This is a genomic window from Bradyrhizobium sp. LB11.1, assembly GCF_040549385.1.
GTDB lineage: Bacteria > Pseudomonadota > Alphaproteobacteria > Rhizobiales > Xanthobacteraceae > Bradyrhizobium.
On sequence record NZ_JBEPTH010000020.1, the window covers coordinates 42,544 to 61,871 of the forward strand.

A 19,328-nucleotide genomic window follows, 5' to 3' on the forward strand; every position below is an offset into this window, starting at 1 on the left:
GCATCGGGGGCGAACGCGCTTACTTCGACGGCGCAGGCGCGGGATTGAAATCGACCTTCGGCGCGGTCGATATCTCCTTCTCATTCTCGACCGAGAAGTTCGGCTTCTCCTTGTAGCCGAACATCATCGCGGTGAGATTGTTCGGGAACGATCGGACGGTGACGTTATACTCCTGCACCGATTTGATGTAGCGGTTGCGCGCGACCGTGATGCGGTTCTCGGTGCCTTCAAGCTGCGACATCAAATCCTTGAACAGCGCGTCCGACTTCAGCTGGGGATAGTTCTCCGTAACCACGAGAAGCCGCGACAGCGCGCCGGAGAGTTCGCCCTGAGCGGCCTGGAATTTCTGGAAGGCGGAAGGATCGTTCAGCACTTCCGGCGTCGCCTGGATACTGCCAACCTTGGCACGAGCATTGGTGACGCCGAGCAACACGTCCTTTTCCTGTTGCGCAAAGCCCTTCACCGAATTGACCAAATTGGGCACGAGGTCGGCGCGGCGCTGATATTGGTTCACCACCTCGGACCAGTTGCCCTTAATCTGCTCGTCCTCGCTCTGGATCGCGTTGTAGCCGCAATTGGTGAGGCTGAGCGAAGCCAGCGCTGCCAGCACGGTCAGGATCTTGCGCATCACATTTCTCCCGATGGAATCGGGCGCAAACTACCAGATTGGGCCCGCAGGACGCCAGCTGTCCCGCGCTGACGGCGCGAAAAGCAGCCGGCTGACGCAAGCCTCTTGCCTAGCACCGGGCGACATAGTCAACTCGAAGCAAACAAGACGAAAAACACAAGGGGAGCGCGCCATGTCCTCGTTCGAGACCATCCTCGTGGAGAGGCCGGAGCCAGCGATCGCCCGGATTGTGATGAACCGGGCCGACGCACGCAATGCACAGAACCTGCAAATGACCTACGACCTCAACGCCGCCTTCGATGCGGCGGTCCAGGACGATGCAGTCAAGGTGATTATCCTCGCCGGCAATGGGCCGCATTTCTCGTCTGGCCACGATCTGCGCCCCGGGGGTAAGAATGCCGCAGGCGTCGATTTTCCGCCGATCGGAAATTGGGGCGGCTTTGCCGAAGCGAACGCGCACGGCCGCTTCGCGCGCGAGCAGGAAATTTATCTCCAGATCACACGGCGCTGGCGTAACCTCGCCAAGCCTATGATTGCAGAGGTGCACGGCAAGTGCATTGCCGGCGGATTGATGCTGGCCTGGGCCTGCGACCTCATCGTTGCCAGCGACGACGCGCAGTTCTGCGATCCCGTCGTCACCATGGGCGTCTGCGGCGTCGAATGGTTCGTGCATCCCTGGGAGCTCGGCCCGCGCAAGGCCAAGGAATTTCTGTTCACCGCCGACAGCTGGAGCGCCGAGGAGGCGCACCAACTCGGCATGGTGAACCAGGTCGTGCCGCGCGCGGAATTGTCCGCGCGGGTGCTGGAGCTGGCGCGCCGGATCGCGGCAAAGCCGTCCTTTGCACTGAAGCTGACCAAGGAGGCGGTGAACCGCTCCGTCGACGTGATGGGCCAGCCCGCCGCGATCGACCAGGCCTTTGCCCTGCATCAGCTCTGTCACGCCCACAACCTTCAGGAGTTCGGCATGGTCGTCGATCCATCCGGACTGCATCCCTCCGTGCGCAAGCCGGCGGCCGCGGAGTAGACGCAATGGATATCAATCTCACCGACGAGCAACGGCTGCTGCGCGAGAGCGCGGAACGTTTCGTGGCCGAGAGCTACGATGCCGAGCATCGCCGCAAGACGGCGAACGATCCGCTCGGCTTCACTCCGGCGGTGTGGAAGCAGTTCGCCGAGCTCGGCTGGCTCGCGTTGCCGATCCCGGAAGAGTTTGACGGTCTCGGCGGCAGCCCAGTCGAGATCGGAATCTTGATGGAAGCCTTTGGCCGCGGGCTGGTGTCGGAGCCCTATATCGCGACGATCGTGCTCGGGGCCGCGCTGATCGACAAATGCGGCAGCACGGCGCAGCAGCAGGCGAGCCTGCCCAAGATCGCGGATGGGTCATTGAAACTTGCGTTTGCACATTCCGAGCGCGCCGCGCGGTTCGATCTTGCCAAGGTCGCGACATCAGCCAACAAGACGACGCAAGGCTGGCATCTCTCCGGCAGCAAGATCGCCGTGCTCGACGGCCACGCCGCCGACCAGATCATCGTCTCCGCGCACTTGCATGATCATCAGGGACCGTCGGGGCGGATCGGCCTGTTTCTGGTGCCGGCAACGGCGCCGGGCCTCGCGATCTCCGACTATCCGCGCCTCGGCGGAGGACGCGCCTGCAACATCGAACTCTCCGACGTACAGCTGCCGGAAGACGCACTGCTCGGCGACGGCAAGGACGCGCTGCCGGCGATCGAATGGGCCGTCGATCGCGCCATGGCCGCGCTCGGCGCGGAAGCCGTCGGCATCATGCAGACGCTGCTGGACACCACGCTCGATTACACCAAGATCAGGAAGCAGTTCGGCCGGCCGCTGTCCGCGAACCAGGTTATCCGTCATCGCCTCGCCGACATGGCGATCCAAGTCGACGAAGCGCGTTCCATGGCGCTGCGCGCCGCGCTGAAGGCCGATAGCGCGCCAGTCGAGCGTGCCCGGGCGGCGTCAGCTGCGAAGGCCAAGATCGGTAAATGTGCGCGCTTCGTCGGCGAGCAGTCGATCCAGCTTCACGGCGGCATGGGTGTCACCGAGGAGCTCGAGGTCGGCGCCTATTTCAAGCGCCTCATCGCCTTCGACACGTTGTTCGGCGGCACCGCCCACCATTACGGCCGCCATGCCCAGCTTGGCCGCACCGACCAGCCGGCCTGACACGAGGAGCGCATCATGGACCTGTCGTTCAATGCCGAAGAGCGCGCCTTCCAGAGCGAGGTGCGCGGTTTCATCACCAAGAATCTCACCGAGGAGATGAAGCGCGCCACCGCGCTGACGCCGTCGGTGTTCTCCGACCCCGACATCGGCATGGCCTGGCAGCGCGCGCTGCACAAGCAGGGCTGGGGTGCACCGGGCTGGCCGGTCGACCATGGCGGCCCGGACTGGACCCCGGCGCAGCGCTGGATTTTCGAGAGCGAAAGCGCGCGCGCCGGCGTGCCCAATGTCAACGTGATGGGCGTGAAGATGGTCGGGCCCGTCATCATCGGCTTCGGCTCGCCGGAGCAGAAGAACTTCTACCTGCCGCGCATTCTCTCCGGCGAGGACTATTGGTGCCAGGGCTATTCCGAGCCGGGCTCCGGCTCCGATCTCTCGTCGCTGAAGACACGCGCGGTGCGCAACGGCGATGACTACATCATCAACGGCACGAAAATCTGGACCACGCATGCGCACTATGCCAACCGCATGTTCGCACTGGTGCGCACCAGCGACGGGCCGCGGCAGCAGGACGGCATCAGCTTCATCCTGATCGACATGAAGACGCCGGGCATCACGACGCGGCCGATCCTGACCATCGGCGGCGACCACGAGGTCAACCAGGTTTTCTTCGACGATGTGCGCGTGCCCGTGGCCAACCGCGTCGGCGACGAAGGCAAGGGCTGGACCTACGGCAAGTACCTGCTTGAGTTCGAGCGCGGCGCCGGCATTGCCTCCGCCAAGCTGCGCGAGGGACTTCGTGCCATCACTGAGCTAGCGGAGTCCGATCTCACAGGACGCGCCATCGACAGTCCGGATATCGCCACGCGCATCTCCGAGGTCGAGGTCGACATCGACGCACTGGAGATGACGGAGCTGCGCGTGCTCTCGGCGCTCCAGACCGGGCAGAACCCCGGCGCGGTGTCGTCGATCCTGAAGCTGCGCAACAGCGAGATCCGGCAAGCAGTGACGCGACTCGGCGTCGACGTGATCGGCCACGATGCGCTCATTGTCGAGCCGATGCGCCCGCTCTACAAGCTCAACCACGAGCCGGCGATGCCGGAGGACATGCTGACCGTGGTGCCGGAATATCTCAACGGCCGGGCCTATACGATCTTCGGCGGCACGTCGGAGATCCAGCGCGACATTATTGCAAAGATGATGTTGGGGATTTGACGGGCTTCGTAGCCCGGATGGAGCTTCGCTCCATCCGGGCTACGCACCGAGCAACTAGCTCACCTTCGCGTCCTTGATCGCCTTCCAGATCTTCTGCGGCGTCAGGGGCGTATTGAGCTGGGTGATGCCGAGCTCGGCGAGCGCGTCCATCACGCCGTTGGTGACACAAGGCGGGCCGCCGATGGCGCCGGATTCGCCACAGCCCTTGGCGCCGAGCGGATTGGTGCGGCAGGGCGCGGAATCATCCAGCGTCACCACGATCGGCGGCACGTCGTCGGCGCGCGGGATGCAGTAATCCTGGTAGCTCGCAGTGAGGAGTTGTCCGTCGGCGTCGTAGGAGACGCCTTCATAGAGCGCCTGGCCGATGCCTTGCGCGACGCCGCCATGGATCTGGCCGGTCACCAGCATCGGGTTCACGGCGACGCCGACGTCGTCGACGGTGGTATAGCGCACGACCTTGGACATTCCGGTCTCGGGATCGATCTCGACCTCGCAGATATGCGTGCCGTTCGGCCAGCTGGGACCATCGACCTCCCCCTCGGAATCGACGCTGAGTTTTGAGCCACTCTCCTTCTCGGCGATGTCGAACAGGCTGATGCGGCGGTCGGTGCCGACGACAGTGAGCATGCCATCCTGATATTCGATGTCCTCGACCGAGGTCTCGAGCACGTTCGCCGCCTTCTCGCGCGCCTTCTGAATCAGATCATTGGAGGAGACCGCAACTGCCGTGCCGCCGACGAACAGCGAGCGCGAGCCGACGCTGCCAAAACCCATGGCGAGATCGGTGTCGCCCTGGACGACGTCGATCTTGTCCATGGCGATGCCGAGCGTGTCGGAGATCATCTGGGTGTAGGTGGTCTGCAACCCCTGCCCCATCGCCATGGTGCCGGAATGCAGCACGACGCGGCCCTGCGAGGTCGCATGCAGGCTGACCTTTTCGGTATGCGCGCGGCCGCCGGTCCATTCGATGTAGGAGGTCAGGCCGCGGCCGTAGAGCAGGCCCTTCTTCTTCGCGGCCTTCTTGCGCGCAGCAAAGCCGTCCCAGTCGGCGAGCTTCACGGCGCGATCGAGCATGTGCGCGAAGGCACCGGAATCGTAAACCTGCCCGGCCGCGTTGGTGTAGGGCAGCTGTGCCGGCTTGATGTAGTTCGCTTTGCGGATCGCGCGCGGATCCATGCCGATCTTACGCGCGGCCGCGTCGAACAGGCGTTCGACGATGAAGACGGCCTCGGGCCGGCCCGCGCCGCGATAAGCGCCAACGGGTGCGGTGTTGGTCATCACCGACTGTACTTCGAAATGCACCAGCGGCAGATCGTAGACGCCGGTCTGCACGAACGGTCCGAGCACCAGCGGGATGATGTTGGCCGCGCCCGAGGAGTACGCACCCGTGCAGCCGATCGACTTGACCCGATAGGCCAGCACCTTGCCCTTTTCATCGAGTGCGAAGGACGCGGTCGAGGTGAGATCACGGCCATGGGTACCGCCGACGAATTCGTCGGTGCGGTCGCCGCGCCAGCGGATCTTCCTGTTCAGCTTGGTCGCGACATAGGCGACGATACCGTCTTCCGGATAGAGATTGGTCTTCTGGCCAAAGCCGCCGCCGATGTCGCCGACCAGCACGCGCACGCTGTCCTTGGGACGCTTCAGCACGGCTTCGGCGAGCACGTCGCGAGTCGAGGCCGGGGTCTGCGACTGCACATGGAGCAGAAGTCGCCCGGTCTTCTTGTCGATTTCGGCAATGGTCGAGCGCGGCTCCATCGCCGAAGGCACGAGGCGCTGGCTGACGAGATCGAGCTCGACCGTGTGCGCGGCCCTGGCGAAAGCCTCATCCACCTTCGCGGCGTCGCCATAGCTCATCGCGCCGACAATATTGTCAGGCGCTTCCGGCCACACCACCGGAGCGCCGGGCTTCACGGCCTCGACGGGATCGACAACCGCGGGCTGCACGTCATACTCGATCACGATCGCTTCGGCCGCACTCTGGGCCTCTGCTCGCGACGAAGCCACCACCGCCGCCACCGCCTCGCCGGTGTAACGCACGACTTCATGAGCGAGCAGCCGGCGCGGCGGCACCGTCATCGGCTTGCCGTCGGGGCGCGTGAAGATGCTCAGAGTCGGGATGGTGCCGACGTCGTCCTTGATGAGGTCAACGCCGGTATAGATCGCAGTGATGCCCGGCATCGACGCAGCCGCGCCGGTGTCGATCGAGACGATCTTCGCGTGCGCATGCGGCGAGCGCAGCACATGCAACCACAGCGCGCCGTCCTCCGGCTTGTCGTCGATGAATTGCCCCTTCCCGGTGAGCAGCCGCTGGTCTTCCAAACGCTTGACGGGCTGGCCCGCTCCGAAACGCAAATTGCCGGGAAGAATGTTCATTCCGCTGGGTCCTTGAAGTCTCTTGAAATGCGGCTGCCTTTTAGCGGATCGATTTGAGGCATACCAGCCGCGGTTTTGGGCGGCATATCCACGATTTCGGCATGCCGTCTCGTAAATCTGCGATTTCGTAGGGTGGGCAAAGGCGCGAAAGCGCCGTGCCCACCATTGCTCGACGGACGCAATCAGATGGTGAGCACGCTTTCGCTTTGCCGACCCTACGGCACCGATCGTGTCGGGAACGACGGCTTGCTAATCAAGCTCCCGCAATGCCGCTTCCACCACCTTGCGCGCGTCAGCCGTCAGCGCGGCCTGCGGCGGGACGGGGTCGCCGACGTCGTAGCCCTGGATCGCGAGGCCGGCCTTGATGCAGGCTGCGAGATTGAAGCGGGCGAAGGCCTCGTTGATGCGCCATAGCCTGCGCTGGAGCGCCATGGCCTCGTCCCAGCGGCCGGCCCGGCAGAGGTCGTAGAGCGCCACGCTCTGGCGCGGGATGATGCAGGCTGGTCCCGCCATCCAGCCGAGGCCGCCGATCAGCATCACAGCGGCCGGGATATGGGCCGAGGCCGAAAACACGCGCAGAGCATCGCCGCAGCGATTCATGATCGAGAGCAGCCGCCCGGTGTTGGTCGAGGCGTCCTTGATGTATCCGATGCGCGGATGCCCGGCGAGGCGCGCGATGACGTCCAGCGTGAGATCGGAGCGCTGGAATTGCGGATTGGTGTAGATGACGACGGGGATATCCACGGCGTCCGCGATACCACGGAAATAGGATTCGATCTGGGCGTCGGCGAGCGGAAAATAGGCATCGAGGATTGCCAGGATGCCGTTAGCGCCGAGCTTCTGATAGGTCTGCGCCTGCGCCACCGCGTCCGCCGTGGAGGTGGACGCAACGCCCGCCACCACCGGCACGCGGCCCTTCGCGGCCTCGATCGTGGTCTGCACGATCACGGTGCGCTGCGCAGCATTGAGATAGGCAAACTCTCCGGTCGAGCCGAGCGGCGTCAGCCCGTGCACGCCCGCGCCGATCAGATCGTCGCAAAGCTTCGCGAGGACGTCCGTTCGCACGGTGCCGTCAGTGCCGATAGGCGAAACGAGATAGGGGAAGACGCCGCGAAAATCGGTCATGTCGGGGAATAACTTCCGAAGGAGCTGAGTCTTGTTTAACAGGCGGCACGATCCAGCGCGTGCTACCATGGGGCATTATTGCCAGCAAGCGATCGGCCTTCGAAGAGCGTATTTGTGGTTTGGGAATTCTCCTGCAGCGTTGGCGGGCTTCGTTGCGCGCATCCGTGTAAAGCCATATGGCGCATTTTGGGATTGCTACACGTTCCCGTGAGTGGCTCCCCTCACATGGTCGTCGGCCGTGATCAGCCAGGGGACTGGCCACCCGGCCAGTTTCGCAATCGCCCGCGACATCCCAGATTGTGGACAGCTTACAGGAGCCTTCCATGACCGAACCCACGCCTCTGTCTTCACTCTCGTCCGCGCTTGCGGATGTCGTGGCGCGCATCGCGCCGTCCGTCGTCTCCGTACATTCGCATCGCTCCCGCTCAACCGGCTTCGTCTGGAAATCAGGCCTGATCGTGACTGCCGACGAGGCACTGGCCGACGAAGGCGACGTCCAGATCGTGGTTGCAGACGGCAGCACGGTTACCGCCACAATCGTCGGCCGCGACCATACGACCGATATCGCCGTGCTGCGCGCTGATACCACCATCGCCCCGGTCAAGCTGGCCACGACGGTCCCTGCCCTCGGCGCGCTGTCGGTCGTGGTCGCCACCAACCGCGATGCGGCGAGTGCGGCGCTTGGGATGGTGTCGATTTCAGGCAAGAGCTGGCGCTCCTTGCGCGGCGGCGAAATCGATGCGCGGATCGAGCTCGATGTTCGCCTGCGTCCGAGCCAGGAGGGCGGCCTTGCACTCGATGCATCGGGCGAGGCCTTCGGCATGGCCGTACTGGGACCGCGGCGCGTGCTGGCGATTCCAACGGCCACGATCGAGCGCGTCGCGACCCAGCTCGAGACGCGAGGCCGCATCGCCCGCGGCTATCTCGGGCTCGGGCTGCAGCCGTTGCGGCTCGACGACGGCATCGGCGCGATGGTGATGAATGTCGACAAGGCCGGTCCGGCGGCCACAGCCGGCATCCGCCAGGGCGACGTGATCGTGGCGGTCAACGACCAAAAGCTCTCCGGCGTGCGCGCCTTGTTGCGGACACTGGGACCCGCGAGCGTCGGCCAGGTGGTCGATGTCGCGGTCCGCCGCGGCGGCGATCCGGCGATCTTCAAGGTCACGATCGGCGAGAGGCCGGAGGCGTGAGCGAAGACAAGACGCCGGATATCGTGCTGTCCCTGGAGGTCGACGATCCCGCCCTCGCCGATCGCCTCGCGACGCTGCTCGGCAGTGTCGCGGGGCTCCGCCTTGCCGCGCCCGGCGAGACCGCTGCGGCGACGGTGGTCGCGCGCGATCCCCGCAGCATGCCGGAAGACATCGCGCTGACGCAGCGCGAGCTCGACGTGCTGGCTCTGATGGCGGAGGGCGCCTCCAACAAGATGATCGCGCGGCAGCTCAACATCTCCGTGCATACCGTGAAATTCCATGTCGGCTCGCTGCTCGACAAACTGGATGCCACCGGCCGCACCGACGCGGTGGCGCATGCAGCGCGCCGCGGCGTGATCGAGCTATAGCGCGCTCGGAAAGCTGAGCTGGACCGTCAGGCCCGGCGCGTTGTCATGCAGCGCGATGTCGGCGCCGTGGAGGCGCGACACCGCCGCGACCAGGCTCAGGCCCAGGCCATTGCCCGGCGTGTAGCGGCTCTGCTCGAGTCGGTAGAAGCGCTTGAACACGTGATCATGCTGGTCGGCGGCAATGCCTGGACCATCATCGGCGATGGCGATCATCGCACTGTTGCCGGCATTGCGGCAGATCACGGTGACCTGTCCGCCGGCGCGGCCATGCTTGATCGCGTTGTCGACGAGATTGGCGATGGCATCGAACAACAGATCGCGATCACCAATCACGGCGACCTCGCGGTCACCGCCGAGGCTCAGGCGCGTCGCGACCTGCTCGGCGGCGGCGTCGTAGAGCTCGACCACCTCGCCGGCGATCTCGGCGAGGTTGAGTGCGCGAAACGCGCTCCTGCGGGCGCGAGTCTCGATCTCCGAGATCCGCGTGATCGAGGCGAACATGCCGAGCACGGCATCGAGATCCGCGATGGTATCACCGATCAGACCGGCATCGGCCTCGCTGTTGCGCTCGTGGTGATAGGCCTTTTCCAGCCGACCACGCATGCGCGTCAGCGGCGTGCGCAGATCGTGGGCGACATTGTCGCTGACCTGCTTGACCTCTCCCATCAGCGTCTGGATGCGATCGAGCATCTGATTGAGGTTTTCGGCAACGCGGTCCCATTCATCGTGGCTGCCGCGCAGGGGAATGCGCCGGTCGAGGCCGGACAGCATGATGGCGCGGCTGGTAGCATTGATCTCCTCGATCCGCCCGACCGTGCGTCGCGTTACCAGTACGGCCGCGAGACCGGCCAGCACCACGAGCAGCACGGCGACTGCGATCATCGCAAGCTCGAGCATCGCAATGAAGCCATCGTGATCGCCGACATCGCCGACCCGGCTTCGCACATAGGCGAGCGTGCCAAAATAGACGTAGGCCATGATCGCCGCGACGATCAGGCCGAAGATCGCAATCGCGATCAGCGCCAGGCGGAAGGTGGAGGAACGGAGCGTGTTAGCCAGGAGCACGGAGGCAATATCCAATGCCGCGGATGGTATGGATCAATGGATAGGCCTGGGCATCGTCGACCTTGCGGCGGACGCGCCCGACGTAGACGTCGATGATGTTGGTGGACGGATCGAAATGCAGGTCCCAGACATGCTGGAGCAGCATCGCGCGGGATACCACGCGCCCCTCGTTGCGAACGAGATATTCGAGCAGCTGGAATTCGCGCGGCAGCAGCGGAATTTTGCGGCCGCGACGGCTGGCATTGCGCGCGATCAAATCGACCGCGAGATCTCCGACGCGCAGAATCGTTTCCTTGGCGATGGTCTCGCTGCGGCGACCAAGCGCTTCGAGGCGCGCGAGCAGCTCGACGAAGGAGAACGGCTTGACGAGATAATCGTCACCGCCGGCGCGCAGGCCGCGCACGCGGTCGTCGACCTCTCCGAGCGCGGAGATGATCAGGAAGGGCGAGACAACGCCATCGTCGCGCATCTGCCGCATCACGGTGATGCCGTCGATATCGGGCAGCATGCGGTCGATCGTGATCACGGCATAGTCGCGCGCGACGCCGTGGCTGAGGGCTTCACGGCCCGTGGCCGCAAGATCGACGTCATAGCCTGATGTCGTCAGCTCTTCGACGAGCTGCCCTGCGGTTTCCGGATCGTCCTCGACGACGAGGATGCGGCGATGGCCTCCGGTCATGACAAACTCCGCGCGACGATCGCCACCAGACTATCCCGTTCCGGGGCTGAGCGGAACCACCCGGTGGCGATCGCGACAATGGTGCGGTCCAGCGATGCTAGTACCAACTCTCCCCGCACACATTGACCCATTGCCACCCTGAGGGCGTCAAGCTCCTGCGCCAACAACCATCGTCGTAGTAGTTGGAGTAGTAGTAAGGCGCGCCGAAGACGGCGAAACGGCGAAAATGATGGTGGTGGAAGAAGAAGGCATGCCGGCCGATGAAGGGCCGACCATGCCAGCCGGCGCCGGCGAAGCGCGGCCCGATCGCCGCATGTGCGAAGCGTGCGCCGCCGAAGGCCGGTCCACTAAAGCCGGGGCCGCCGACATGGGCGAAGTGCGCACCGCCACCCATGCCGCCGCCGACATGCATTCCGCCGAAGCCGCTAGCGTGCATCCCGCCCATGCCGCCAGCGTGCATCCCGCCCATGCCGCCAGCGTGCATCCCGCCCATGCCGCCAGCGTGCATCCCGCCCATGCCGCCGCCACCGAAATGGCCACCACCGCCGAAGCCGCCGCCGCCGTGACCGCCACCTCCGCCGCCACCTCGGGCGAGCACTGGTGAAGCAAGCGCCATCGCTGCGACGATCGTCACCGCGGTGAGACGTTTGAGAAGCCTGTTGTCCATCGAAGCATCCTCCGTGCTGCGGGGCAATATTTCTGCCGCGCCAAGAGGATCAGATGAGAGGAAGGGACAAGCACCTTCAACTTACAAACGCGCCAGATTCTGACGCGGAAGTCAGGGAGGCGTCGCGCTCTCCTCGTCATTGCGAGCGCAGCGAAGCAATCCAGACTGTTTCCGCGGAGGGATTCTGGATTGCTTCGCTGCGCTCGCAATGACGGCGTGGATGGAGCTCACACACGTCGAGCAGCTCTCCCCGCAGAAGCGCGGGGAGAGGTGAAGACTCACGCCCGCTTGCCGCCGTTCTTCTCCGCCGCACGACGCATCGCCTCGGCGAGCGCGCCGCTACCGCCGCCGGAAGCGTCTTGCTTGCGCGGCGCCGACGACGTCATGCGGGCGGTGTTGCGCGTGTTGTCGCGTTGCATGCCGGGGGCGTCCTTCTTGGCGCCGACCTCGTCGTCGAGGCGCAGGGTCAGCGAGATGCGCTTGCGGGCGACCTCGAAGTCCAGCACCTTCACCTTGACGATGTCGCCGGGCTTCACCACCTCGCGCGGATCCTTGATGAAGGTCTTCGACATCGCCGAGATGTGCACGAGGCCGTCCTGGTGCACGCCGATATCGACGAAGGCGCCGAACGCGGCGACGTTGGTCACGGTGCCCTCGAGGATCATGCCCTTCTGGAGATGCTTGATCTCCTCGACGCCCTCCTTGAACACAGCGGCCTTGAACGCCGGACGCGGATCGCGGCCGGGCTTCTCCAGCTCGCGCAGGATGTCGGTCACGGTCGGCAGACCAAAGGTCTCGTCGACGAAATCCTTCGGCTTCAGCGTGCGGACGACCTCGCTGCTGCCGATCAGCGCCTTGATGTCGCTCTTGGTGGCGCTGAGAATCCGGCGCACCACCGGATAGGCTTCCGGATGCACGCCGGAGGCATCGAGCGGGTCCTCGCCGCCGAGGATGCGCAGGAAGCCGGCGCACTGCTCGAACGCCTTGGGGCCGAGCCGCGGCACTTCTTTCAGCGCCTTGCGCGACTTGAACGGTCCATTGGCGTCACGGTGCGCCACGATGCTCTGCGCCAGGCCGGAGCCTACGCCCGACACGCGGGCGAGCAACGGCGCCGAAGCGGTGTTGACGTCGACGCCGACCGCGTTCACGCAGTCTTCGACCACCGCGTCGAGCGATTTGGCGAGCTTGGCCTGGCCGAGATCGTGCTGATACTGGCCGACGCCGATCGCCTTGGGCTCGATCTTGACCAGTTCGGCGAGCGGATCCTGGAGGCGGCGGGCGATCGAGACCGCACCGCGCAGGGTGACGTCGAGGCCCGGCAACTCCTCCGAGGCGAAGGCGGAGGCCGAATAGACCGACGCGCCGGCTTCCGACACCACGATCTTGGTCATCTTCAGCTCGGCCAGACCCTTGACGAGATCGCCGGCGAGCTTGTCGGTCTCGCGCGAGGCGGTGCCGTTGCCGATCGCGATCAGCTCGACGCGATGCTTCAGCGCGAGCTTGCCGAGGATCGCGAGCGCCTCGTTCCACTGCCGCTGCGGCTCGTGCGGATAGATCACGGCGGTATCGACCACTTTGCCGGTCGCGTCGGTCACGGCGACCTTGACGCCGGTGCGGAAGCCGGGATCGAGACCCATGGTGGCGCGGGTGCCGGCCGGCGCGGCCAGCAGGAGATCGCGCAGGTTCGAGGCGAACACGCGCACGGCCTCGGTCTCGGCCGCATTCCACAGCCGCATGCGCAAATCGATGTTGAGATGCACCTGGATCTTGGTGCGCCAGGCCCAGCGCACGGTATCGATCAACCAGCGGTCGCCGGCGCGCTTGAGGTCGGTAATGCCGAACCGCTTCATGATCTTCAGCTCATAGGCCCCGGGCACGCCCGCCGGCGGCGCCTCGGCCTCGGCCTGCATCTGAAGATCGAGGATCTCTTCCTTCTCGCCGCGGAACATCGCGAGGATGCGATGCGACGGCAATTTTGTCAGTGGCTCGGAAAATTCAAAGTAGTCGGCGAACTTCTCACCCTCAGTCTTCTTGCCGTCGCGCACCTTGGACGCCATGCGCGCATTGGTCCACATCTCCTCACGCAACACGCCGATCAGATCGGCGTCCTCGTCAAAGCGTTCAACCAGGATGGCACGGGCGCCGTCCAGCGCGGCAGCCGCGTCCGCAACGCCCTTCTCCGCGTTGATGAAGGCTTCCGCCACGACCTTGGGATCGTTGCCGGACTCAGCCATCAGCTGATTGGCGAGCGGCTCGAGGCCGGCTTCCCTGGCGATCTCGGCCTTGGTTCGGCGCTTCGGCTTGAACGGCAGATAGATGTCCTCGAGGCGCGCCTTGCTGTCGGCGGCGAGAATGGAGGCTTCCAGTGCCGCGTCGAGCTTGCCCTGCTCGCGGACTGATTCGAGGATGGCCTTGCGGCGGTCTTCCAGCTCACGCAAGTAGACCAGGCGCTCCTCCAGGGTGCGCAATTGCGCGTCGTCGAGCGCACCGGTCGCTTCCTTGCGGTAGCGGGCGATGAAGGGAACCGTGGCGCCGCCGTCGAGCAACGTCACCGTCGCCTCGACCTGCTCCGCCCGAACCCCAAGCTCCTGCGCAATTTTCTGGTTGATATTTGCCACGCGAGAATCCCTCTATACCCAAGCACGCGACGCAAACCGAAATTCGGCCGCGGGACGCCGCTTATGGACCAACCGAGGTTGATTCAGCAAGGTGCGGCGCGCAACCGTCGACAGAGGATTTTTTTGTTGAACCGATGCGATCTCGCCACAATCGTGGGGATGTCGCGGGGGCTTCCGTCATCCTGAGGTGCCGGAGCCTTGCGGCGCAATTGCGCCGCTGGGCGGAGGCCTCGAAGGATGAACGGCCCGGATGCAGCGGGGCCGTCGCCCTTCGAGGCTTGCGCTGCGACGCTGTCGCGCCGCAGCGCGCGCACCTCAGGGTGACGGTGATGATATCGTGACCGCTGGTCCCTCCGCGTCGTCATTGCGAGCGCCGCGAAGCAATCCAGAATCCCTCCGCGGAAAGACCCTGGATTGCTTCGCTGCGCTCGCAATGACGGAGCAAGAGGCGGCATCATCATCCTCCAATATGCATTCAGCTTCCAGACACGCCTACGCACTCTCGCGGCATATTCCGCCCGAGTTTTGTGCTTCGTTCACGCCCTCAACAGAAAGGGCGCAGGGAAGGCCGGGTGCCGGCTGGCACCCGCGGTCTGCTGCGCGAGAATGTAGCGCAAAAAGACCGCACAGCAGCATACAGGTGTAGCCAAACACACGGCCTTCCCTGCGCAGTGGTCGGACGGCTTATGCCGTGCTCTCCCGGGAGCCGAATTCCTTCTGGCCTCCCTCGCCCCACGGAATTCACCGACACCGCGCCGGTTGGCGCCAATGCCGCCTCCGCAAGACTTGACCGTAGCGACGACGGTCGGGACCACACGGTTTTGCCGCACGCAAGCGATCCTGCTTCGCCAAGAGGCTACGCAAGATTTGAGCGCCGTTCGTGCAACGCGGCTTGCAAGTCGCTCACGGGGCTCGGCTCAATCCATCGCCCCGCCCTGCCACTCGCATCCGCGACGGCGCTGCTCACGTCCACCGCAACCCGATCCGCGGCTCGCGACGACGTACGACCGCCCCTTTTCGCCGGATCAGGATGGGCGATACATACGACAAAACCGAATTTCGGCAAAGCGGAATGTTTTGACATGGTTCGATTGACCTGCCGATTGGTGTTTTGCCCGACAGGTAACGCGAGGTCTTGTAGCCCGGATGGAGCGCAGCGTAATCTGGGGTTTGCGCCTGAGGCACTTCCCGGATTGCGCTGCGCTCCATCCGGGCTACACACTTGACACGCACCCCGCTTCCACGGCTGGTTGCCCGTGCCGGATCACCGAATTTCCCACGAGGACACTCCATGCGGACAACATCGGTCGGCGTCTTCAAGGTCGCCACCAAAGGCCCCGGCGACGTTTCCGGCCTCATGAGCCTGATCGGCTCAGGCGCGATCGATCCGGCCTCCATCCTGGCGATCCTCGGTAAGACCGAAGGCAATGGCGGCGTCAATGATTTCACCCGGGAATATGCCGTCGCTGCGCTGTGCACGGCGCTGGCGCCCAAGCTCGATCTGACGCCGCGCGAGGTCGAGCAGCGCATCGCTTTCGTGATGCCCGGCGGCACCGAGGGCGTGCCCAGCCCGCACATCACGGTCTTCACGCGCCAGCATGCTTTATGGCGCCGCGACCTCTCCGCCCGGCGCAACCCTGCCCCTCGCGCCGGCTCAGTTGATTCATGCGGGCCCTTGCGAAAAAGGTGGCCCCGCATCAAAGGGATTTGGACTTCATGACCTTGCCGATGACCTGGAACGAATGGGCGCAACACGATGGCGTCGGGCTGGCGGCGCGCGTCCGCAAGGGCGAGCTGACGGCGAAGGAACTGGCACGTCAGGCCGCAGCCGCCGTCGCCAAGGTCAATCCGACGCTGTCGGGCGTCGTCGAGCTGTTCGATGACGTGATCGCCGATCCCGCCAAGGACGGCGCCCATCTCGCCGGTCCGTTCGCCGGCCTGCCCTTCCTGATGAAGGATCTCGGTCCGACCATGAAGGGCCGGCTCCAGGAAATGGGTTCGCTGTTGATGCGCGGCAATCGCGCCGCCGCCGACACGTTCCTCACCGGCAAATTCCGCCAGGCCGGCCTCAACTTGATCGGGCGCACCACGACGCCGGAATTCGGCGTGTGCAGTTCGGCCGACAATCCCGCCGTCTATGTTACCCGCAATCCGTGGAACACCGACTACACCACCTGTGGCTCGTCGGCGGGCAGCGCTGCGATGGTCGCCGCCGGCGTGGTGCCGATCGCGCACGCGACCGACGGCGGCGGCTCGATCCGTATTCCCGCCGGCGTCAACGGCAATATCGGGCTGAAGGTCTCGCGCGGCGTGTTCTCGCTGGCGCCGCACATGTCCGACCTCACCGGGCTCGTCTCGATCCAGGGCTGCCAGTCGCGCTCGGTACGCGACACCGCGACTTTCGTCGACCATGCGCGCGGGCCCGCGCCCGGCGAATTCATGCCGTTCTGGACCACCGCGCAGCCGTACTCCGAGATGATCAAGCGCGATCCGTCAAAACTTCGCATCGCGCTGTCGCACACCTGGGGCGACTACACCGCGACGCCAGAGATCGCAGCCGAACTGGAGAAGACCGGCCGCTTCCTCGAAGGCCTCGGACATCACGTCGACTATGCACTGCCGGAACTCGATTTCCGCGCCGCCTTCGAGGCGCAAACCACCTGCTACATCTCGAATTTTGCCGTCGTGATCTCCAACATGCTCGCCGCACGCGGGCTGGAACAGCCGCCCGAAGATCTGATCGAGCCCATGAACATCCGGATCTGGGAAGCCGGGCGCAACACAAGCTTCGCCGAACGGGCGAAGATGCAGGGCGTGTTCAACACGACGTCGCGCGCCTTCGGCAGCTTCTTCGAGCAGTGGGACGTGATCCTGACGCCGATCACCGCGCTGCCGACGCCGAAGGTCGGCACGAAGGAATATCTCACCATCTCCGACAATCCTGATGTGCTCGACTGGTTCGGCAATCTCTGGCGCTTCTTTGCCTTCACGCCGCTCGCCAATCTGTGCGGCATGCCGGCGATCTCGATGCCAATGGCCAGTCAAGAACACGGCCTGCCGCTCGGCATCCAGGCCATCGGGAAGCAGGCCAATGACGGCCTGCTGCTGCAACTCGCCGCCCAGATCGAGCGCGCGCTCGACGGCAAGTGGAACGGCGGCAAGAAGCCGAAGGTGCATGTGGGCTGAGATTGAGCTGTTCGGCCCAGACCAGCTTCGCTTCTTCCCTGCGGTCATCCTTCGAGACGTCCGCTTTCGCGGGCTCCTCAGGATGGGGGCTGGTTTCGCGGCGAGACGTCAGACCCTCATGGTGAGGAGACCGCGAAGCGGTCGTCTCGAACCATAAGGCCGAACCTGCGAGTCAATCTCCGAAACGGCTGCCTCAGTTCTTCACCGCCGGGATCGCCTCCTCCGGCTGCTGCTGTCCGAGCTTGAGCATCGCGAGCGCCTTGTCGAGCGCTTCGCGCAAGGCCAGCGCCGCGGCCGGGCTGCAGCGCAGATGCGCGGTCTGGACCACGTCGACCCTGACAGCGGCACCGATCGGCATCAAAAGGTTCGCGGCGAGCTCGATCTGGATCGCACCGTTGTGATGGCCGAAGCAAGACGCGCCGTCGAAATAGATGATTGGCGCCCGCTCGGAGCTCGAGGTGGAAATGGTGACGGGCCCCTGGCTGGTGGCGGGCGTTTCGGGATCGGCCATGGGCACTCCTTGGGGCAAGTCTTTGGGGGCAAGTCGACAGGCGAAGCGCCCACCATCGTTGCTTCGGCGCGCTCTGTCGAGGCCAAACCGGTTCCTGACAGACCTGTCGTGCAGGGCGCATGCGGGGTTTTGCGCAGCGCGCGACACTGGTCTAGAACGTTGCCATGTCCAATTCACCGACCATGCTTCCCTTCGATGAACTCGCCGAGGCCATCAAGGGCCGACGCTCCGATTACGGCCATATCAGCGGGCTCCAGCTCAACCGGTTCGCACCAGGCGAAGCCTGGTCGAGCCTGCCCTACCGCTCCGTCTTCGTCGGCGACACCGAGACCGGCGTGCTGCATGGCGGCGTCGTTACCGCGATGCTGGACGAGAGCTGCGGCATGGCGGTGCAGCTCGCGCTCGACGGGACGAGCGCGATCGCAACGCTCGATTTGCGCATCGACTACCAGAAGCCGGCCACGCCAGGCCTCGACATCAAGGCACATTCGATCTGCTACCGCACCACCCGCTCGATCGCCTTCGTGCGCTCAACGGCTTACCAGGAGTCCGAGGACGATCCGGTGGCGACCGCGACCGCCTGCTTCATGATCGGCGCCAACCGCACCAACATGCTTGCGGACCGCCGGATGGAATCGCGGAGCATTCCGACGCTGGAGGCGCCGGAGGATCCGGATGGCCCGTTCGTCAACAGCCCGTTTGCGCGATGCCTCGGCATTCGCGTGAATGACGACGGCACGCTGACGATGCCCTTCTCGCCGAAGATCATCGGCAACCCGATCCTGCCGGCGATCCACGGCGGCATGACCGGTGCCTTCCTCGAGACCACGGCGATCTTCGGCGTGCGGCGCGAACTCGGGATCGCGGCGCTGCCGAAGCCGATCGGGCTGACCATCAACTATCTGCGGTCCGGCCGGGCGCTCGACACCCTTGCCAATGTCTCGATCGTGAAACAGGGCCGGCGTATCGTCGCCTTCGAGGCGCGGGCGTGGCAGGACGATGCGGACAAGCCGATCGCCTCTGCCTTCGGCCATTTCATGCTGCGCCCGACGCCCGGAAACGACGAGGAATAGGCGTATTTCACTTGACGGAACGGGCTTGGGACTCAACCATAGCGCAATCCGACGAAAGGTATTCGATTGCGGCATCCGATCGACATCATCGCCATGTTTGCCGCCATCTGGCTGTTGGCGTCGATGGTGCTCGACGCGCTGACGCCGAAGGAACTGACGGCCGTCATGATCGCCATCGCGATCGGGCCCGCCGTGGTCATCACCGCGATATTCTATTATCTGCGCTGCCCGCGCACGGATTTCGCGGTGATGTTCGCAGCGCTCTGGCTGATTTCGGACATCGCCATCGCTTTCATATCGCCGAAGGAACTCCCGCATTTCCTGATCGTGCTCGGCTTCGTGCCGGCCGCGCTGATCGGCATCGTACTGTACTGGCAGCGCTTCCAGCGCCGCCATGAGCGGTTGCCCGTGTCGTCGGCGAAGCGCGGCTAGCGCGGTTGTCCACCTCTCCC

The 19,328-nt window shown here is 64.8% G+C and carries 16 protein-coding genes and 1 pseudogene; 9 read left to right on the plus strand and 8 right to left on the minus strand.

Features of this window, described 5'->3' with window-relative positions; translation table 11 throughout:
• Window positions 1–19 precede the first annotated feature (19 nt).
• Window positions 20–628 carry a LemA family protein gene (locus ABIA96_RS33000; protein ID WP_354141092.1) on the minus strand — a complete coding sequence of 203 codons (609 nt, stop codon included), beginning with the start codon at window positions 626–628 and terminating at the stop codon, window positions 20–22.
• A 172-nt stretch (window positions 629–800) separates the two neighbouring features.
• On the opposite strand from ABIA96_RS33000, the gene ABIA96_RS33005 reads away from it, so the two are divergent.
• Genes ABIA96_RS33005 through ABIA96_RS33015 form a run of 3 tightly spaced genes read left to right on the plus strand, consistent with a single transcriptional unit; the run spans window position 801 to window position 4,018 of the window.
• On the plus strand, window positions 801–1,652 hold the full coding sequence (locus tag ABIA96_RS33005) for an enoyl-CoA hydratase (protein ID WP_354141093.1): 852 nt from the start codon (window positions 801–803) through the stop codon (window positions 1,650–1,652).
• Between the two features lie 5 nt (window positions 1,653–1,657).
• Window positions 1,658–2,806 (plus strand): acyl-CoA dehydrogenase family protein, encoded by a 1,149-nt coding sequence (locus ABIA96_RS33010; RefSeq protein ID WP_354141094.1) that lies wholly within the window; start codon window positions 1,658–1,660, stop codon window positions 2,804–2,806.
• A gap of 15 nt (window positions 2,807–2,821) precedes the next feature.
• The gene (locus ABIA96_RS33015; RefSeq protein WP_354141095.1) at window positions 2,822–4,018 is read left to right on the plus strand and encodes an acyl-CoA dehydrogenase family protein; all 1,197 of its coding nucleotides are present in this window, start codon (window positions 2,822–2,824) and stop codon (window positions 4,016–4,018) included.
• A 54-nt stretch (window positions 4,019–4,072) separates the two neighbouring features.
• On the opposite strand, the gene ABIA96_RS33020 is transcribed toward ABIA96_RS33015, so the two are convergent.
• Complete coding sequence (locus ABIA96_RS33020; protein ID WP_354141096.1) at window positions 4,073–6,394, minus strand: xanthine dehydrogenase family protein molybdopterin-binding subunit; 2,322 nt, start codon at window positions 6,392–6,394, stop codon at window positions 4,073–4,075.
• A 249-nt stretch (window positions 6,395–6,643) separates the two neighbouring features.
• Window positions 6,644–7,519, minus strand: a complete 876-nt coding sequence (locus ABIA96_RS33025) for a dihydrodipicolinate synthase family protein (protein WP_354141097.1) — start codon at window positions 7,517–7,519, stop codon at window positions 6,644–6,646.
• Window positions 7,520–7,842: 323 nt separating this feature from the next.
• On the opposite strand from ABIA96_RS33025, the gene ABIA96_RS33030 reads away from it, so the two are divergent.
• Window positions 7,843–8,709, plus strand: a complete 867-nt coding sequence (locus ABIA96_RS33030; protein ID WP_354141098.1) for a S1C family serine protease — start codon at window positions 7,843–7,845, stop codon at window positions 8,707–8,709.
• Window positions 8,706–9,077, plus strand: a complete 372-nt coding sequence (locus ABIA96_RS33035) for a response regulator transcription factor (protein WP_354141099.1) — start codon at window positions 8,706–8,708, stop codon at window positions 9,075–9,077. The genes ABIA96_RS33030 and ABIA96_RS33035 overlap by 4 nt, the downstream gene beginning before the upstream one ends.
• Here ABIA96_RS33035 and ABIA96_RS33040 read toward each other — a convergent pair.
• The 4 genes from ABIA96_RS33040 to ABIA96_RS33055 all read right to left on the minus strand — a co-directional run bounded on the left by ABIA96_RS33040 (window position 9,072) and on the right by ABIA96_RS33055 (window position 14,106).
• On the minus strand, window positions 9,072–10,142 hold the full coding sequence (locus tag ABIA96_RS33040) for a sensor histidine kinase (RefSeq protein WP_354141100.1): 1,071 nt from the start codon (window positions 10,140–10,142) through the stop codon (window positions 9,072–9,074). The two genes, ABIA96_RS33035 and ABIA96_RS33040, sit on opposite strands and share 6 nt — an antisense overlap.
• A complete protein-coding gene (locus ABIA96_RS33045; RefSeq protein WP_354141101.1) occupies window positions 10,129–10,821 on the minus strand; it encodes a response regulator transcription factor in 693 nt (230 codons plus the stop codon). Before ABIA96_RS33045 ends, ABIA96_RS33040 begins: the two co-directional genes overlap by 14 nt.
• 97 nt (window positions 10,822–10,918) lie before the next feature.
• Complete coding sequence (locus ABIA96_RS33050; protein WP_354141102.1) at window positions 10,919–11,488, minus strand: hypothetical protein; 570 nt, start codon at window positions 11,486–11,488, stop codon at window positions 10,919–10,921.
• A 278-nt stretch (window positions 11,489–11,766) separates the two neighbouring features.
• The gene (locus ABIA96_RS33055) at window positions 11,767–14,106 is read right to left on the minus strand and encodes a Tex family protein (RefSeq protein ID WP_354141103.1); all 2,340 of its coding nucleotides are present in this window, start codon (window positions 14,104–14,106) and stop codon (window positions 11,767–11,769) included.
• A 1,291-nt stretch (window positions 14,107–15,397) separates the two neighbouring features.
• Between ABIA96_RS33055 and ABIA96_RS33060 the strand changes: the two are divergent.
• Window positions 15,398–15,718 (plus strand): annotated as a pseudogene (locus ABIA96_RS33060) (ring-opening amidohydrolase); the annotation flags it as partial.
• Between the two features lie 104 nt (window positions 15,719–15,822).
• Window positions 15,823–17,292: an amidase gene (locus tag ABIA96_RS33065; protein ID WP_354141104.1), complete on the plus strand. Its 1,470-nt coding sequence runs from the start codon at window positions 15,823–15,825 to the stop codon at window positions 17,290–17,292.
• 193 nt (window positions 17,293–17,485) lie between these two features.
• Here ABIA96_RS33065 and ABIA96_RS33070 read toward each other — a convergent pair whose 3' ends face one another.
• Window positions 17,486–17,803 carry a hypothetical protein gene (locus tag ABIA96_RS33070; protein WP_354141105.1) on the minus strand — a complete coding sequence of 106 codons (318 nt, stop codon included), beginning with the start codon at window positions 17,801–17,803 and terminating at the stop codon, window positions 17,486–17,488.
• A gap of 164 nt (window positions 17,804–17,967) precedes the next feature.
• On the opposite strand from ABIA96_RS33070, the gene ABIA96_RS33075 reads away from it, so the two are divergent.
• Together ABIA96_RS33075 and ABIA96_RS33080 are read left to right on the plus strand one after the other, a co-directional pair.
• On the plus strand, window positions 17,968–18,876 hold the full coding sequence (locus tag ABIA96_RS33075; RefSeq protein WP_354141106.1) for a PaaI family thioesterase: 909 nt from the start codon (window positions 17,968–17,970) through the stop codon (window positions 18,874–18,876).
• A 66-nt stretch (window positions 18,877–18,942) separates the two neighbouring features.
• Window positions 18,943–19,308, plus strand: a complete 366-nt coding sequence (locus tag ABIA96_RS33080; RefSeq protein ID WP_354141107.1) for a hypothetical protein — start codon at window positions 18,943–18,945, stop codon at window positions 19,306–19,308.
• The last annotated feature ends 20 nt before the right edge of the window (window positions 19,309–19,328 follow it).

Bases quoted from the DNA above. Each gene is read 5' to 3' on its own strand.
- ABIA96_RS33005 (WP_354141093.1), top strand. From the start codon at position 801: ATGTCCTCGTTCGAGACCATCCTCGTGGAGAGGCCGGAGCCAGCGATC.
- ABIA96_RS33020 (WP_354141096.1), bottom strand. From the start codon at position 6,394: ATGAACATTCTTCCCGGCAATTTGCGTTTCGGAGCGGGCCAGCCCGTC.
- ABIA96_RS33045 (WP_354141101.1), bottom strand. From the start codon at position 10,821: ATGACCGGAGGCCATCGCCGCATCCTCGTCGTCGAGGACGATCCGGAA.
- ABIA96_RS33015 (WP_354141095.1), top strand. From the start codon at position 2,822: ATGGACCTGTCGTTCAATGCCGAAGAGCGCGCCTTCCAGAGCGAGGTG.
- ABIA96_RS33050 (WP_354141102.1), bottom strand. From the start codon at position 11,488: ATGGACAACAGGCTTCTCAAACGTCTCACCGCGGTGACGATCGTCGCA.
- ABIA96_RS33010 (WP_354141094.1), top strand. From the start codon at position 1,658: ATGGATATCAATCTCACCGACGAGCAACGGCTGCTGCGCGAGAGCGCG.
- ABIA96_RS33075 (WP_354141106.1), top strand. From the start codon at position 17,968: ATGTCCAATTCACCGACCATGCTTCCCTTCGATGAACTCGCCGAGGCC.
- ABIA96_RS33030 (WP_354141098.1), top strand. From the start codon at position 7,843: ATGACCGAACCCACGCCTCTGTCTTCACTCTCGTCCGCGCTTGCGGAT.
- ABIA96_RS33065 (WP_354141104.1), top strand. From the start codon at position 15,823: ATGACCTTGCCGATGACCTGGAACGAATGGGCGCAACACGATGGCGTC.
- ABIA96_RS33000 (WP_354141092.1), bottom strand. From the start codon at position 628: ATGCGCAAGATCCTGACCGTGCTGGCAGCGCTGGCTTCGCTCAGCCTC.
- ABIA96_RS33070 (WP_354141105.1), bottom strand. From the start codon at position 17,803: ATGGCCGATCCCGAAACGCCCGCCACCAGCCAGGGGCCCGTCACCATT.
- ABIA96_RS33025 (WP_354141097.1), bottom strand. From the start codon at position 7,519: ATGACCGATTTTCGCGGCGTCTTCCCCTATCTCGTTTCGCCTATCGGC.